This is a genomic window from Neptuniibacter sp. SY11_33 (assembly GCF_047778025.1).
In the GTDB taxonomy this organism is placed as follows: Bacteria; Pseudomonadota; Gammaproteobacteria; order Pseudomonadales; family Balneatricaceae; genus Neptuniibacter.
In genome coordinates this window covers 86,186-100,796 of record NZ_CP180543.1, presented here as the reverse complement: position 1 = coordinate 100,796, position 14,611 = coordinate 86,186, and the positions used below count along the sequence as shown (strand labels likewise).

Sequence of the window (14,611 nt, the reverse complement as noted above, 5' to 3'; positions counted from 1 at the left end):
GAGTATTCGCTTTGTCACCCCAAGGCGCGTGGTAGCTGAATTAGCGCAGAATCCGCTAAGCCAGGGCTTATATCCTCTAGGGATGGGCTACTATCGCGAAGCCAGCGGGCATCACATGGAAAGGATGGAACATGACGATTATCTAATGATCTATTGTTTGGACGGCGAAGGAGAAGCGGTACTTAATGATAAGAAGGTTAGAGTCAAAGCCGGTGATATATTGCTGATTCCTAAAGGAATAGCTCACACCTACAAAGCACGGCAAAAGCGCCCCTGGACTATCTATTGGGTTCACTTTCATGGCCATCAAGCCGCTGATTTTGTGGCACATTTGGAGCAGCGCGAGTCCCCGCAAAGGCAATTTATTATTCCCATCGGTATCCACTCGCGCCTTGCCAGCGATTTTGAAGCCCTGCTAGAAGCACGAGAATCCACTTACAACCTCAACGCTTATATCTGCGCAGCAAACCAACTTCGACAGATACTCAGCCATATCGCCCTGCTACAACCGCTAGCACGGCAAAAATTGTCGAGAGCAGGCTTGGATATAGAACGCGTTCATAGCCTGATGCAGACTCATGTGCACGAGCAACTGGACTTAGATACGCTGGCCGAAAGCGTTAACCTGTCGAAATTCCACTTTGTGAAAAAATACAAAGAGATCACTGGTACCACCCCGATCAACCACTTTATCCAGCTCAAGATAGAACGCGCCTGTCACCTGCTAGACACCACCACCAACAGCATCAACGAGATCTCTTTTGCGGTGGGTTATGACGATGCCTACTACTTCTCCCGGATCTTCAAAAAGCTGATGGGGTTATCGCCGAGTCAGTACCGGAAAATGCGGACAGGGGCTTTTCCTTATCGGGGATAAGGGCAGGACGCTTCGCTAGAGATCGGCTACGCCTTTTAGGACGCCACTACGTGGCTAGAGGACGGCTGTGCCTAGAGGAACAAGTTAGTAGAACCCTAAATTGGCATAAGTAAAAAATTCAGCAGGCCATCTAAGTTGAATCATCACGAACTCAAAAAACGACAAAGCCCTGAATGTTACAGGGCTCTGAAACGAATTAGGGGCAATACGACTATACGTTTTATACAGTCTACTACTTCGCTTTTTCTGATGTCTTATCTGTCTCTTTTGAAGGTTTAAAGTCCAGTTTATCAACCACCTTAAGGAGCAATTCATTTGTGTTTAGAGGGACAGGATCGGCCGCTACACCTTTTGCATCTACGCCTACGGGACTAGCAAACAGGCGCTTTGCCATTTCTTTAATGATTTCATCATGTGACTCTGGGCCTAACTGTTTTGACAGAATATTTGCTGTTCCTACATTCATAGCAATCTGCTCATATGCATTTTGCTTAACTCTATGCTTTGCAGATTCTCTACCACAAAAGACAGCAGGAGCAGTGAGGAGGATTGACAGTAAAAGCTTCAGACCGATTTCATACTGATTAAATTCGTACGACTCTATTTTCGTACCATCTGGGCTGATGGAAGTTACCTTAGATAATGATGACGCAAAAGGCAGGTCAAAAACTGAAGACGCGAGTATATACGCAGAAATAAACATTAAAGCGAGCGCACCTGCTCGCCACCAATTAGCCTGTAATTTTTCTTTACCAGCAGCAGATTCATAATTTCCAACTGCTTTATTTTGCGCCACACTCCCAGCAAGCTTATTTATTTTATCAATTGCCTCATCTGCCTCCTCTTCAATAATCCTTGTATGCCGCTCGGAGGCGCTTCTAACATCAATGCTAGCTTGCTGAATATCTTTCACAGAGGGCAGTTTCTCAGAGGCTTTTAACGCTTCAATGAGAATGTTTATCTCAGAAACAGTACTCTCTAATTCTCCAACTCGACGCCCCCACTCAAGAATCGAAGTCTTATTTATTCTCCCTTCAACAATATTTCGAACTCGAGCTATTTCTGTACTAACTTTCTTTGCCTTAGAACTGATTACTTGTAAGAGAGACTCAGCCTCTTCTGAGAAGTTTTTCTGATTAATCTCAGTAATACTTTTTTGCCTAAATTCAGTACAAGCATCCTGGAATAGATACAGATGTTCTAATGAATCCTCAGTGATTCTGGAATTATTACTGAATATTGGAGTTACTTTCCGTAATTGGTCGTTTAAGAATATAAGCTCATCAGACCAAGGAACCTTAATATTTTCGAGCACATATAGATGCTCTTCAATCTCACGAATCCACAATACAAAATCTCGATCTAGATGTTTTAAGAACGAATCTAGTTGGTGTAATTCACTAGGGATTTCTATATTTGCATTAGAAGACACATTAATATCCATTTAATTCGGGTTCATTAGAGCGCCACAATATACCAACCGACTCAAACTCTAAGCAACTTCCGCACAATCAGCCTTTTCTCTAGCCGCGAAGCGGCGTCCTCTAGCGTTAGCGTCCTAAAAGGCGAAGCCGATCTCTAGCCACGAAGTGGCGTCCTACTCTCAATTATTGTAATGCTAATTACTATCATTTATATTGCGCCTCTCGTTAGCATTGAATAGCACCGCGATGTTTAACCTTCTGATTAACTGAGTGCTGGAGAATCAAAATGAAAAAACTAGCAGGACTATTTTTTGCTCTTGTATTTGCCACATCCGTTCAAGCAAGCGGCGTATCTGATGGTAAACCCGTTCAGCACCTTAAAATCGCTGATATATCCTCTTTCAGCGATGCAAAAACCGTTTTCATTGAGAAAACATTGGAGATGAAAGGTAAGCAGAAGCTGGATGCAGAAGAATTGCATGAAATTCACATCATCACTTACTCACTAGAGAAAAGCGTTGCCTACTTTGCTGAGCAATCTACAGGCAGTGACAAAGAGTTGATGGAAAAAATTGCTGTAGTTGTTGAAGAAGTTCACCTTAACTCGGAAAACAACCGCAAGGACGAAACAAAGAAAGAGCTAGATACATACTTCAAACTAGCAAGCGAGTTTATCTATAACTCTTGGGATAACAGCATCGCGCAGAAAGCAGCTAAGTAAGTTAAACCTAGTTACAATGGAAGGCGCATATAGTCGGTGAAATATCACTAACAATACGCGCCTCCCATAAAATCTAAATATCTTCCTTTTCTCTAGCTGCGAAGCTAGTTCATATTAAAACAGCTCAACATCTCCAGCCGTCGTAGCCATTTGGCCTTTATGCTCACCACCTTTAAAGCTATTCAATAGCTGCTTAAGATGAACCGACATCTGCGCCAGATCACCATTACTAGATGTACTTTGCATCGCTGAATCCATCACATGAGATACCGCATTTTTAGTACTGCAGATATTACTTTGGATCTGCTGAGTGACCTCATTTTGATGATTTGCCGAATCAGCAATGGTGTGATTGATATGGTTCATATCTTCGATACGTTCCTGCATCTGGAATATATGGGTATTCGCTTTTTCGGTTAACGCTACAATCCCCAATACCTGTTTTTGGCTGTATTGGATCTCGTTGGATACTTGAGTCGCTGCAGCGTTAATCTGGTTGGTTGATAGTCTAATCGACTCGGTTGCTTCAGCGGTTCGCTGTGCCAAATGACGGACTTCGCTAGCTACGACCGAGAAGCCTTTGCCATGCTCACCCGCACGCGCAGCTTCGATAGCTGCATTCAGAGCCAACAACGTAGTCTGCTCACTGACTTCGGTAACAAATTCCAGAATATTATTGATGCCGGTAATCTGCTTTTGCAGCTGCAGCATCTCTTGATCGTTGCGCTGACTACTGTGATGGAGCTCGGTCACAGTACCGTCGATCTCAGCCATGATATCGGACGTAGCAACCGTCGCTTGTTGCGCATTCTCTGCCGATTTGAGTGCCTCGGTAGCTTTCAGTGCGATCTCACACGCTGATTGCGCAAGCTGATCAATCGAGCTGCTAATACGTAAAATTTCTTCCTGCTGTTTACCCACCAAGGTTTTCACTTCACTGGTGTTTTGCGTAGATGCCAAGGTATTTTCTGACAACAGATCCGCTGCTTGATCGATCTCATGGGTAATAGCGGTGAGGTTATCAATAAACTGATTGAACCATGTCGCCATCTCGCCCAGTTCGTTTTGTTGTTTATATTCTAACCGCTTACTGATATCCGCTTCACCCGAGGCGAGTTGTTCCAACATGCCAGAACACTGTTTAATCGGTGTAATTACTGTACGCAGCAGGATATAGGTAAAGGCGATAAGAATAGAGAAACCTGCAAGGCTACCAACAATAATAATCCACTGCTCTTGTTGTTTCAGCACCTGCTCAGCCTGAGCAAACGCCTCCTGCTTTTTCGCTCTGACCAACGTTGCCACATTCGCCATTTGTTGCTCTGGCACGGTAAACGCGCCATCCAAATATTGATCCGCAGTACGAGCAGGCTCACGATCAGCTAACTGATAAACCGGTAAGGCAGTGCGATATTTTTGGCCTAACTGGAAATGACTAGCAGCTAGTTGATTCAATGCTTCGGTCACTTTAGGAAAGCCAGCACCTTGCTCGCCTACGGCTTTAATCTTCTTTTGAAAGTCTCTTTCAAAGGTTGTGAAACGATCCAGATAGAGATTGTACTTCTGTTTGTTTTTGCCACGAATGAGCAGGTTCTTCCAAGCTTCGTTTTGCTGTAGAAGTACCATCTGCAGCTGCTGGGTATCTTCCAGCATGGTTTGGTAAAAGCTATTCAGTTGCTCTTGTTTGCTGATATATGACCGATAGTTGAGCGACATCGATAGGCCAATGGCAAACATACAGATCATCGCGATGGAAAACAGGCAAAGCATTTTCAGCTTTAGGCTCATGACTACTTCCAATTTAATTAGCAGAGCCGCTGATGCTAGAGAATCGGTGTTACTCGTATATTTCTATTCGATTGCATTTTTGTGTATAAAAAGCATGCAAATTATAGGGGATAATAGCAGGGCTTTAGATACTGCGCTTTCTATAGAGAGAACTGAATAGAGGAGTTTATTACACCTGAAGAACGATGAACTGAAAATAAAATTAACGTAAGATTCTTTTTCACAAGGTCTTCATGAAGAAGGCTATATCAGTTAAGGACAACCCATGATTTCTTGGCCCGAAAGAATTCTTGCCGCATCCATCCCGCTTATCACCCTAGCAGTAGGATACATCTCATATTTCCTTGGTTTCTTCGCGCCATTACTTTGCTATTTAGCGCTACGCAAAACGTCAAAACAGTTCGCTAGCTGGCATGCTGTTCGATGTTACGACTTCTGTATCACAATTATCGCTTATGCCGTCGCAATCGGTACTTTGCAGTTTTCTCTAGGGATAGTTGCAAGAGATGGCGATAATCCAGTCTTTCTAATACTCAGTTCTGTAATATCTTTTCTCACGACCACTGGTAGCGTCATCTACATTTCAATAGGTCTACTGCTACTGATTGTTTTTCCACTCTTAGGGAAAGATCTTAAACTGCCATTTACACCTAAAGTGTTTGCGGCTTGGGTGAAATACTTTGAGCGTGATAATTCAATTACAAAAGTTGTGACTGAGGAACAGCCATAGGCTATTAGGAATTCCTCCAATTTGGCATTTTTTAGTGTAACTGCCAGACAGATATCTGGCTGGTAATCATCGAAAAGCGTCCGTCCTAAGTCAGAAATAGAAACAATTGTTGAGTACTCCAATGAAAGAATTGTTAATCCGAAAACTTATGTACAATAGCGCTAAATTTAGCCATCTCGTCGTCATTCAGGAAGAAAACTGATGTACAAACTTCTTATCACTCTACTGATCGCAATCCTGCCATCCATAACCTTCGCACATTGCGCAGCGCAAGCGGATGACGCCCTTGAAAAACTGCGTAAAGCTCAGGATTCAATTAACGATGCTTATGATCTGTATGATTCAGGGGAATACGATAGAGCCAAAACCAAAGCGGTCCGTGCAAAAGATAAAATTTGGGAGGGCCAAGTCATTTTTGAAGCCATGCGTGATAGAGGTGTATGTGATTGGGAAGGCCCTAGCTTGAGCGAAGTGAATGAAATTATTGGCTATACAAAGATATCTCAGGACCAAGCTAGGTGCGTGGTTTTTCTATCCAATATGGATAAAAGCCAAGCGGCCTTAAGAAACATGTACAAAACAGTAAATGCTGAAGCTCGCCAAAAATACACCGACTCAGTTCTTCGCAATGGCAAAAAAGCGTTGGGGGTTTGTGAAGACCGTTTGCGCAAATACATAAACAAAACCCTCACTTACCATAATAGTTAAGCTGCGGGGTGTAGTAACTGCGTTATTGCACCCTACTTTCTACAGAACTTATCTATTTGCGCTTCGTTTAACCCAAAACTAAATTTCACGCCGTAATGGTCAGACAGGAATTGTTCTTTTCCCATTCTGAGCTGGCCCACAAGTGTATATTTCTGCTCTAAAGCGTTTGGCGTATTCAGATACACGCGATCAAGCCGCCGACTATCTTCAAACCAAAATTTTGTTTGCTGAGCCCATAAGTTCAGATCGACATCGTACGTTGGGGTGTTGATCCACTCATAGGTCGTTGCAGCATCATAGAATGACTGCAGAGCAGCCTTCTCATTCTTAGCCTTATTCCCAAAATTAAAGTCACCCGCCAAAATCGCTAGATGATTTGATGGAAGCGCTTCGACTACTTGATCAATCTGTTCGACTCTGAGATCAGAACTGTCTAGTGGGCTTTCAAGGTGCAGATTAGCGACGACTACATCACAGTGATCATTCGTTTTCAGGTGAACCATCAAAGCCTTGCGGCCCATATCAGAATTTAGGTTTATGACCTCATGGCTTTCAGGCTGGAGCTTAGTGAGGGTTATGTTTTGGTATCTACTTATCTGCGATGAAAAGCTAACATGGTAACGTTCGTTTAACCGGTGTTTTTCTAACAGACCGATGAACTTGGGGGTCACTTCCTGAAGCGCAACAATAGCAGCATTCTGCTGGTATATTTCGTCCAGAATCAATGGATATCGGCTTTCGCCACTGCGGTCATCAAACCACACATTCCATGTCAAAATACTTAACTTATGGTTATCAGCTTGGACTGACAATGCCAGAGAGAACAGCGCCAAGCCCAGCAGTTTGATTGCACCCTTCATTTTGCAAGATTCCACATCGAAATGATGCGTTGAGCGTAAGCCAGAACAGGCAGGGGGATCAACTATGTAGGGTGTAATAGCGGAGCGTATTACACCGTTTTAGATTTTTAACGGATGTATACACTTTGCCAGTACTTCAACAATTCAATCTTGGTAATTCAAAATATCGGCAAAGTGGCTGACACCCCAATTTTCTTCATAATATCCACTTTCGACCAAACGATGGAATGTTGAATAAGGCCAATCTTTAACCCTAGTTACTAACCCGTGTTTAACGGGGTTAATGTGGATGTAATCCATATGAGCCTTAAAATCTTGCTCATCTCGAATCATATGTTCCCAATACCTGCGTTGCCAAATTCCCCGTTCACCTCGTGTTTCACGACTTTCAGAACGAGATTCTTGATTAGGTATACTCTTGGAAAAATAACTATTAATTAGACGCCAACGTAATGGGTAGTTTTGATCGTTTGGAGGAAGACTTATTAATGCATGCAAATGATCAGGTAGGACAACCCAACCATGAATAGTGAAGGGGTAACGTTTGGCAACATGAGCTATCGCCTCACGTAAAACTGCTATGTGGGTTACTAACAGATCTGTATCTCTACGGTACAGATTTACGGTAAAGAAAAAAGTACCGCCTGACATCCATGCTCTACGGTAATTAGACATCCTTTGTCTCCGTATTATTTGGTGTAATACGCTCCGCTATTACACCCTACAACCATAGCTACCATTACGCTAATTAAGGTGCAATACGCTTCGCTATTGCACCCTACAGAAGCGATATAGCTTAGTGGTTTTCAGCTGCAGTTTTTTCTTTTTCCGCAGCAATGTGCTCGATATGCTGATCGAAGTTTTCGTTTAGCATTTCGTTAAAGTGGCTAGTGTACCAATCGACTGCGTCTTTCTTTTCTGCCGCTAGATCGCTTGAGCGATAAGCTACCTCGTGGGAGCTAAAACGCGCTGCAGCGTAACGAATGGCTGCACCTACATCTTCAAGTTCTTTACCTTCGGCAGTCAACATACGGTTAGCAAGATCGATAAACTCGTCTGCCATTTTATACGTATCCATCGCCTTTTCTTTTTGACTCATACAGCACCACCCTATTCAAAAACTGTTAGGGCAATAACCCGCCCCATTACAAAAGAGCTCAACTGTACAATAGGTAAGGTGCAATAGCGAAGCGTATTGCACCAATGGCTAAGACGTTAAACAGTGATTAGAGCATCTCAACCGCGACCGCTGTCGCTTCGCCACCGCCAATACAAAGCGAGGCTATTCCGCGCTTCAGGCCTTTCTGCTTCAGCGCATGCAGCAACGTCACCATAATGCGAGAACCACTTGAGCCGATCGGGTGACCCAGTGCACATGCTCCACCACGAACATTGACTTTGTCGGCATCCAATCCTAGTTCGGTTATCGCCAGCATAGACACCACGGCAAAGGCTTCGTTGATCTCAAATAGATCCACGTCCTCTTTCGACCAACCCGCTTTATCCAACGCTTTCTGAATAGAACCGATCGGTGCAATGGTAAATTCAGCAGGTAGCTGTGCATGAGTCGAGTGAGCAACAATTTTAGCTAGCGGCGATAGACCACGAGCTTTCGCCTCGGACTCTTTCATCAGCAATAGGGCCGAGCCACCATCGGAGATCGAGCTGGAGTTCGCCGCAGTTACCGTGCCGTCTTTTTTGAAGGCTGGTTTTAGGCTACGGATTTTATCGATCCTCGCATTACCTGGCTGTTCATCGGTATCGACAACTACTTCGCCTTTGCGGGTCTTAATCGTCACGGCTGCGATCTCTTCGACAAATTCACCGGCTTCGATTGCAGCAATCGCTTTTTCTAGAGAGCCGATTGCAAAGTCGTCCATCGCTTCACGGGTAACCTTGAAATCGTCCGCGCTCTTTTGTGCAAACGAGCCCATTAAGCCGCCGTCATAAGCGTCTTCTAAGCCATCAAAGAACATATGATCGATCACCTTACTGTGACCCATGCGCATGCCTTCACGGGCTTTTGGCAATAAATACGGTGACTGACTCATATTCTCCATACCACCCGCGACCATGATAGAAGCAGAGCCCGCTAGAATCTGATCATGAGCCAACATCACCGCCTTCATACCCGATCCACACATCTTATTGATGGTGGTGCAACCAGCAGCATCAGGAATACCTGCAGCACGCGATGCTTGTCGAGCAGGCGCCTGACCTAAACCAGCAGGCAAAACACAGCCCATAACCACTTCATCGACATCAGCAGCAGCCACACCTGCACGCTCAATTGCAGCTTTGATCGCAGTAGCACATAGATCGGGAGCGCGAACATCGCTTAATGATCCCATCATGCCACCCATTGGAGTACGCGCGGCACTTACAATAACGACTGCATCCTGACTCATATTTCCACCTTATAACTTTCTAATATTGACGTTAACGTCAACTTGTAGAGACAAAAAAGGGGATCGTCTAAATCCCCTTTGGTTTAAGTTTAGCTAAAGTTCTTTTTCATGAATTTCTGCACTTCACCAACAATACCGCTACGGAACGCTAGTACGCAGATCACGAAGATAAAGCCCATGATGATATGGATGTAGTTACCCAACTCACCACCGGACAAGTAGTTCTGGATAGTCACAACCGCACCGGCACCTACGATTGGGCCAAAGATTGTGCCCATACCACCTAACAGGGTCATCAACACCACCTCACCGGACATATGCCAATGAGCATCGGTTAGAGAAGCCAGCTGGAATACCAAGGTTTTCGTCGATCCGGCTAGACCTGCTAGTGCAGCAGAGATCACAAATGCTGCCCATTTGTAGTCGTTAACGTTGTAACCAAGAGACACCGCACGCGCTTCGTTTTCACGGATCGCTTTAAGGATTTGACCAAACGGAGAGTGGATCGTGCGATTTACCAACCAGAAACCAAACAGGAAGATGGCAAACACGAAGTAATACATACTCATGTTATCGCTCAGGTCGATAAAACCGAACAGATGCCCACGCGGAACGCCCTGCATCCCATCTTCACCACCAGTAAACGGTGCTTGGAGGTAAACGAAGAAGGCTAACTGCGCTAACGCCAGCGTGACCATAGCAAAGTAGATACCTTCACGTTTCACCGCCAACTTACCATACACAGCGCCTAGTAAAGCCGCTGCTAAGGTTCCACCCAACACACCTAACTCGGGTGTTACACCGGTTTCCATCATCAGATAACCGGTAATGTAGCCGCCGGTCCCTAAGAACGCGGCATGGCCGAAAGAGAGCAAACCCACATAACCCAACAATAGGTTAAATGCGCAAGCGAACAGTGCGAAACAGAGCACTTTCATGACAAACACAGGGTAAAGCACGTAAGGAGCAATCAATCCAAGGACGACCAGTGCAATCATTGTTTTACTTATTTTCATCGTCACGTCTCCTAGGCTTCTTTACCAAATAAGCCCGCAGGCTTGGTTAGCAATACAATCACCATCACCGCAAAAATAACGGTGGTCGAGGCTTCGGGGTAAAAGTACTTCGTCAGGCCTTCCACAACCCCCATGCCTAAGCCGGTCAGGATTGCGCCGCCGATCGATCCCATACCGCCAATTACCACGATGGCGAATACCACGATCAACATGTTGGACCCCATATCAGGTGATACTGAATACACCGGCGCGGCCATCACACCGGCAAAACCAGCTAAGCCCACACCAAAACCAAAGGTCAGAGTGACAATCAAAGGTACGTTGATACCAAATGCCTGCATCAACTGCGGGTTCTCTGTACCTGCACGCAGGTAGGCACCCAGCTTAGTTTTCTCGATCATGTACCAAGTACCAGCGCAGACAATGATCGACGCGATAATGATCCAAGCACGATAATTTGGCAGATACATAAATGGCAGACGGTTACCGCCTTTCAGCTCTTCTGGAATCGCGTAGGACATACCCGAGGAACCGAACAGGTGGGTAAACGCCCCCTGAAGAATGAGCGCTAAGCCAAAGGTCAGCAGCAAACTGTAGAGGTGATCCTCATTGGCAATTGGACGCAGCAGAAAACGCTCCATCAAAATGCCGATAAAGCCCACGGCGATCGGGACGAGAATTAACGCAGCCCAATAGTTAATGCCCATATAGTTAAGGGCCATCCACGCAAAGAAGGCACCCAACATATAGAGCGCGCCCTGCGCAAAGTTAATGATTTTCAACAGTCCGAAAATAATTGCCAAACCCAGACTGAGTAACGCATAGAATGAACCGTTAATTAGGCCCACCAGCAACTGACCAAAAAGGCCAAATAGATTTATATCGAGGAATGTTGCCATAACTCTCCACCCCTAACCGGCAACTGCGCCACAGATACATTTGTAGCTAACCGGTACTTACAATCCGCTAAGAGAGCTATATAGAACTACGAATAGCTCAAAACTCTGACTTACCATGGGAGAGGCGAAAGTCACCTCTCCCATCTTACAAGCGCCTTATTTGGCAGCCAGGAAGTTACATTTATCCATCATCGGACCAAATGCTTCGTCACCTGGGATGACCTGCTCAATTGCGAAGATATCGTCTTCGTTTTTACGCTCTTTGGATGTCTTGATACGTACTTGATACATGTCATGCACCATACGGCCATCCGCACGTAGATGAGCATTACGCGCGAAGAAATCGTTCGGCTTGTTCGCCTTCATCTTCGCCATTACCGCATCAGCATCATCCGTACCCGCTTCTTTGATCGCGTTTAGGTAGTGCATTGTCATAGAGTAAGCACCCGCCTGCCCCATTGCTGGGATAGAGCCGTGACGCTCTTTAAAGCGCTTAGACCAAGCACGTGTTTCATCATCCATATCCCAGTAGAAACCTGTTGTCAGTTTCATACCGCCAGAGATTTCAGGATCCAAAGCTTTCGCGTTGTGAGTAAATACCAACAAACCTGCAACATCAGTTGTTTCCGTCAAACCGAACTCAGCTGCTGTTTTTAGGGAGTTAACGAAGTCAGCACCCGCATTGGCTAGCGCCACTACGTCTGCGCCAGAAGATTGCGCCTGAAGAACGTAAGAGGAGAAGTCGGTTGTACCTAGTGGAGCACGAACAGCACCTACCACTTCCCCGCCGTTAGAATTAATTACGCCCGTTGCGACTTTCTCTAGGGCATGACCGAAGGCATAGTCTGCAGTGATGAAGAACCATTTCTTCTTACCAGCCGCTACCATCGGTTTTACTGTACCGTTAGCTAGCGCAACTACGTTGTAAGTCCAGTGAGCGTTGTAAGGTGAGCACGCCTTAGTGGTGAACGCATGAGATGCAGAAGTAGCGATCAAAGCAACTTTTTTGTTGTCTGTTAGCACTTTAGTTACCGCACCCGTTACTGAAGAAGCTACCAGACCTGTAACCGCATCAACGCCTTGGCTTTCTACCCATTCACGCGCTTTTGCAGAACCGATATCTGGTTTATTCTGGTCGTCGGCACTTACCACTTCAATTGGTTTACCTAGTACCGTACCGCCAAAATCTTCAACCGCCATCTCTACTGCTGTAACACAGCCTGCACCACAGATATCAGCATAGACACCGCCCATATCAGCTAATACACCGATTTTGACTTTGTCGTCTGATACACCTGCCGCTTGCACCCCTGTTACTGCGAATGTAGAGGCAATTGCCGCTGTCAGCAGAGATTTCTTCATTGATTTCATCGCATTTTCTCCCGATTAGAGTTTTTTATTTTTATTTAAAGTTTGATGCTTTGTGGTTTAACCCAGCACATCTTCGGGTCATTCACTTAGCCTCTGGACATAAAGGCCCTAAACACCCAAATAAGTGTTTAGTAATTCTGTTTTCTCGGTCAGCTCATGTTTGTGCACTTCTTCCACGATATGACCGTGTTCCATCACGTAATGACGATCCGCAATCGGTGCCGCAAAACGGAAGTTCTGCTCTACCAACAAGATGGTCAGTCCGCGTTCTTTTAACTTGGTTAAAACCTCACCCAACTTCTGCACAATCACAGGCGCCAGACCTTCAGTGATCTCGTCGAGCAACAAAATATTTGCGCCCGAACGCAAGATACGGGCTAAAGCCAGCATCTGCTGTTCACCACCGGATAGGCGTGTGCCTTGGCTGGTTCGGCGTTCGTAAAGATTGGGGAAGATTTCATAGATCTCTTCGACACTCATGCCGTCACTGCGCACAGTCGGCGGCAGCATCAGGTTTTCTTCCACGTTTAAACTGGAAAAAATACCGCGCTCTTCCGGGCAGAAGCCCATACCTAAATGCGCGATTTTGTGCGCCGGCATATCGATGGTTTCGCGACCATTCACATTGATGCTGCCACTACGACGCCCCACCATATTCATGATTGAACGCAGCGTGGTTGAACGGCCTGAGCCATTACGACCCAATAGGGTTACTAGCTCGCCCTGCATCACATGCATATCGATGCCGTGCAGAATGTGTGATTCACCGTAGAAGGAGTGAAGATCACTGATACGAAGTTTCTCGTTGCCACCTAAGCTCATGCCACAATCTCCTCTTTCTCAGGAGAGGTTTCAGCAGGCTTGGCAGCTTCTGGTTCTTCATCCGCCGCAACACCCAGGTAAGCTTCCTTAACGCGTGGATCGGTTGATACCGTAGCGTAATCACCTTCAGTAAGAATCGCGCCACGCTGCAGAACAGAGATACGATCCGCCAGTTTGGAAACCACATGCAGGTTGTGCTCAACCATCAAAATGGTGCGATCTTTAGAGACCTGTTTGATCAGGTCCGACACCACTTCAACATCTTCGTGACCCATACCTTGAGTCGGTTCATCCAATAACATCAGTTCTGGATCTAGGGCTAATGTGGTTGCGATCTCCAAAGCACGTTTACGACCATAAGGCTGATCGACGGTCACGGAGTTCGCGTGGTCTTGTAGACCTACCGACTCAAGCAGCTCCATCGCACGGCTATTAAGCTTGTCTAAGACTTTGTCAGACGTCCAAAAGTGAAAGCTGTTGCCCTCTTTGCGTTGAAGGGCAATACGGACGTTCTCCAGCACCGTTAGATGTGGAAACACCGCAGAGATCTGGAAAGAACGGATCACCCCTTTACGTGCGATCTCGGCGGAACGCATCTGGGTGATATCTTCGCCATTAAAAAGAATTTGACCGGACGTTGGGATTAAAAATTTGGTCAACAAATTAAATACGGTCGTCTTACCGGCACCATTAGGCCCGATCAAGGCGTGAATGCTGCCACGCTCGACGTTCAAGTTGACCTTATCTACCGCAGTAAAGCCTTTAAACTCTTTAATCAAATCTGAGGTTTGCAGTACATAATCGACACTCATGCAGACTCTGATCCTCGCTGTTTTTTATTTTTATTTAACCAGCGCAACAACCTAAAAATACGGCTAAATGCTGATAAGCTGTCGCCCAACCTAGCAATTACCCCTACATAAAATCCAGTACAACTTTAGTCGTATTCGCACTGCAAAAAACGACAAATTTACGATTTAGTTTATA

The 14,611-nt window shown here is 45.5% G+C and carries 15 protein-coding genes; 4 read left to right on the top strand and 11 right to left on the bottom strand.

The window, feature by feature from the left end; genetic code table 11:
* Window positions 1-115: 115 nt before the first annotated feature.
* Entirely contained in the window at window positions 116-877 is a 762-nt protein-coding gene (locus tag ACMXYV_RS00445; protein ID WP_415889821.1) for an AraC family transcriptional regulator, read from the top strand.
* Between the two features lie 232 nt (window positions 878-1,109).
* On the opposite strand, the gene ACMXYV_RS00440 is transcribed toward ACMXYV_RS00445, so the two are convergent.
* A complete protein-coding gene (locus tag ACMXYV_RS00440; RefSeq protein ID WP_415889820.1) occupies window positions 1,110-2,309 on the bottom strand; it encodes a hypothetical protein in 1,200 nt (399 codons plus the stop codon).
* Between the two features lie 278 nt (window positions 2,310-2,587).
* Here ACMXYV_RS00440 and ACMXYV_RS00435 point away from each other — a divergent pair, with 278 nt between their 5' ends.
* Complete coding sequence (locus ACMXYV_RS00435; RefSeq protein ID WP_415889819.1) at window positions 2,588-3,022, top strand: DUF6746 family protein; 435 nt, start codon at window positions 2,588-2,590, stop codon at window positions 3,020-3,022.
* A gap of 114 nt (window positions 3,023-3,136) precedes the next feature.
* On the opposite strand, the gene ACMXYV_RS00430 is transcribed toward ACMXYV_RS00435, so the two are convergent.
* The gene (locus ACMXYV_RS00430; protein ID WP_415889818.1) at window positions 3,137-4,810 is read right to left on the bottom strand and encodes a methyl-accepting chemotaxis protein; all 1,674 of its coding nucleotides are present in this window, start codon (window positions 4,808-4,810) and stop codon (window positions 3,137-3,139) included.
* 265 nt (window positions 4,811-5,075) lie between these two features.
* On the opposite strand from ACMXYV_RS00430, the gene ACMXYV_RS00425 reads away from it, so the two are divergent.
* Together ACMXYV_RS00425 and ACMXYV_RS00420 are read left to right on the top strand one after the other, a co-directional pair.
* The gene (locus tag ACMXYV_RS00425) at window positions 5,076-5,540 is read left to right on the top strand and encodes a hypothetical protein (RefSeq protein ID WP_415889817.1); all 465 of its coding nucleotides are present in this window, start codon (window positions 5,076-5,078) and stop codon (window positions 5,538-5,540) included.
* Window positions 5,541-5,741: 201 nt separating this feature from the next.
* On the top strand, window positions 5,742-6,248 hold the full coding sequence (locus tag ACMXYV_RS00420) for a hypothetical protein (protein WP_415889816.1): 507 nt from the start codon (window positions 5,742-5,744) through the stop codon (window positions 6,246-6,248).
* A gap of 32 nt (window positions 6,249-6,280) precedes the next feature.
* On the opposite strand, the gene ACMXYV_RS00415 is transcribed toward ACMXYV_RS00420, so the two are convergent.
* The 9 genes from ACMXYV_RS00415 to ACMXYV_RS00375 form a co-directional block, all read right to left on the bottom strand.
* Window positions 6,281-7,108, bottom strand: a complete 828-nt coding sequence (locus ACMXYV_RS00415) for an endonuclease/exonuclease/phosphatase family protein (RefSeq protein ID WP_415889815.1) — start codon at window positions 7,106-7,108, stop codon at window positions 6,281-6,283.
* A gap of 144 nt (window positions 7,109-7,252) precedes the next feature.
* Window positions 7,253-7,783 (bottom strand): REP-associated tyrosine transposase, encoded by a 531-nt coding sequence (locus tag ACMXYV_RS00410; protein ID WP_415889814.1) that lies wholly within the window; start codon window positions 7,781-7,783, stop codon window positions 7,253-7,255.
* Between the two features lie 121 nt (window positions 7,784-7,904).
* Window positions 7,905-8,207, bottom strand: coding sequence for a DUF3144 domain-containing protein (locus ACMXYV_RS00405; protein ID WP_415889813.1), 303 nt, complete (start codon window positions 8,205-8,207; stop codon window positions 7,905-7,907).
* 127 nt (window positions 8,208-8,334) lie between these two features.
* Window positions 8,335-9,516, bottom strand: a complete 1,182-nt coding sequence (locus tag ACMXYV_RS00400) for a thiolase family protein (protein ID WP_415889812.1) — start codon at window positions 9,514-9,516, stop codon at window positions 8,335-8,337.
* An 89-nt stretch (window positions 9,517-9,605) separates the two neighbouring features.
* A complete protein-coding gene (locus tag ACMXYV_RS00395; protein WP_415883035.1) occupies window positions 9,606-10,532 on the bottom strand; it encodes a branched-chain amino acid ABC transporter permease in 927 nt (308 codons plus the stop codon).
* 11 nt (window positions 10,533-10,543) lie between these two features.
* Window positions 10,544-11,431: a branched-chain amino acid ABC transporter permease gene (locus ACMXYV_RS00390; RefSeq protein WP_415889811.1), complete on the bottom strand. Its 888-nt coding sequence runs from the start codon at window positions 11,429-11,431 to the stop codon at window positions 10,544-10,546.
* Window positions 11,432-11,587: 156 nt separating this feature from the next.
* Window positions 11,588-12,802: an ABC transporter substrate-binding protein gene (locus ACMXYV_RS00385; protein ID WP_415889810.1), complete on the bottom strand. Its 1,215-nt coding sequence runs from the start codon at window positions 12,800-12,802 to the stop codon at window positions 11,588-11,590.
* Between the two features lie 108 nt (window positions 12,803-12,910).
* Window positions 12,911-13,624: an ABC transporter ATP-binding protein gene (locus ACMXYV_RS00380; RefSeq protein ID WP_415883032.1), complete on the bottom strand. Its 714-nt coding sequence runs from the start codon at window positions 13,622-13,624 to the stop codon at window positions 12,911-12,913.
* Complete coding sequence (locus ACMXYV_RS00375) at window positions 13,621-14,436, bottom strand: ABC transporter ATP-binding protein (RefSeq protein ID WP_415889809.1); 816 nt, start codon at window positions 14,434-14,436, stop codon at window positions 13,621-13,623. The genes ACMXYV_RS00380 and ACMXYV_RS00375 overlap by 4 nt, the downstream gene beginning before the upstream one ends.
* Between the last annotated feature and the right edge of the window lie 175 nt (window positions 14,437-14,611).

Bases quoted from the DNA above. Each gene is read 5' to 3' on its own strand.
- ACMXYV_RS00375 (WP_415889809.1), bottom strand. From the start codon at position 14,436: ATGAGTGTCGATTATGTACTGCAAACCTCAGATTTGATTAAAGAGTTT.
- ACMXYV_RS00390 (WP_415889811.1), bottom strand. From the start codon at position 11,431: ATGGCAACATTCCTCGATATAAATCTATTTGGCCTTTTTGGTCAGTTG.
- ACMXYV_RS00410 (WP_415889814.1), bottom strand. From the start codon at position 7,783: ATGTCTAATTACCGTAGAGCATGGATGTCAGGCGGTACTTTTTTCTTT.
- ACMXYV_RS00415 (WP_415889815.1), bottom strand. From the start codon at position 7,108: ATGAAGGGTGCAATCAAACTGCTGGGCTTGGCGCTGTTCTCTCTGGCA.
- ACMXYV_RS00435 (WP_415889819.1), top strand. From the start codon at position 2,588: ATGAAAAAACTAGCAGGACTATTTTTTGCTCTTGTATTTGCCACATCC.
- ACMXYV_RS00420 (WP_415889816.1), top strand. From the start codon at position 5,742: ATGTACAAACTTCTTATCACTCTACTGATCGCAATCCTGCCATCCATA.
- ACMXYV_RS00380 (WP_415883032.1), bottom strand. From the start codon at position 13,624: ATGAGCTTAGGTGGCAACGAGAAACTTCGTATCAGTGATCTTCACTCC.
- ACMXYV_RS00400 (WP_415889812.1), bottom strand. From the start codon at position 9,516: ATGAGTCAGGATGCAGTCGTTATTGTAAGTGCCGCGCGTACTCCAATG.
- ACMXYV_RS00405 (WP_415889813.1), bottom strand. From the start codon at position 8,207: ATGAGTCAAAAAGAAAAGGCGATGGATACGTATAAAATGGCAGACGAG.
- ACMXYV_RS00430 (WP_415889818.1), bottom strand. From the start codon at position 4,810: ATGAGCCTAAAGCTGAAAATGCTTTGCCTGTTTTCCATCGCGATGATC.
- ACMXYV_RS00385 (WP_415889810.1), bottom strand. From the start codon at position 12,802: ATGAAATCAATGAAGAAATCTCTGCTGACAGCGGCAATTGCCTCTACA.
- ACMXYV_RS00445 (WP_415889821.1), top strand. From the start codon at position 116: ATGGAAAGGATGGAACATGACGATTATCTAATGATCTATTGTTTGGAC.
- ACMXYV_RS00395 (WP_415883035.1), bottom strand. From the start codon at position 10,532: ATGAAAATAAGTAAAACAATGATTGCACTGGTCGTCCTTGGATTGATT.
- ACMXYV_RS00425 (WP_415889817.1), top strand. From the start codon at position 5,076: ATGATTTCTTGGCCCGAAAGAATTCTTGCCGCATCCATCCCGCTTATC.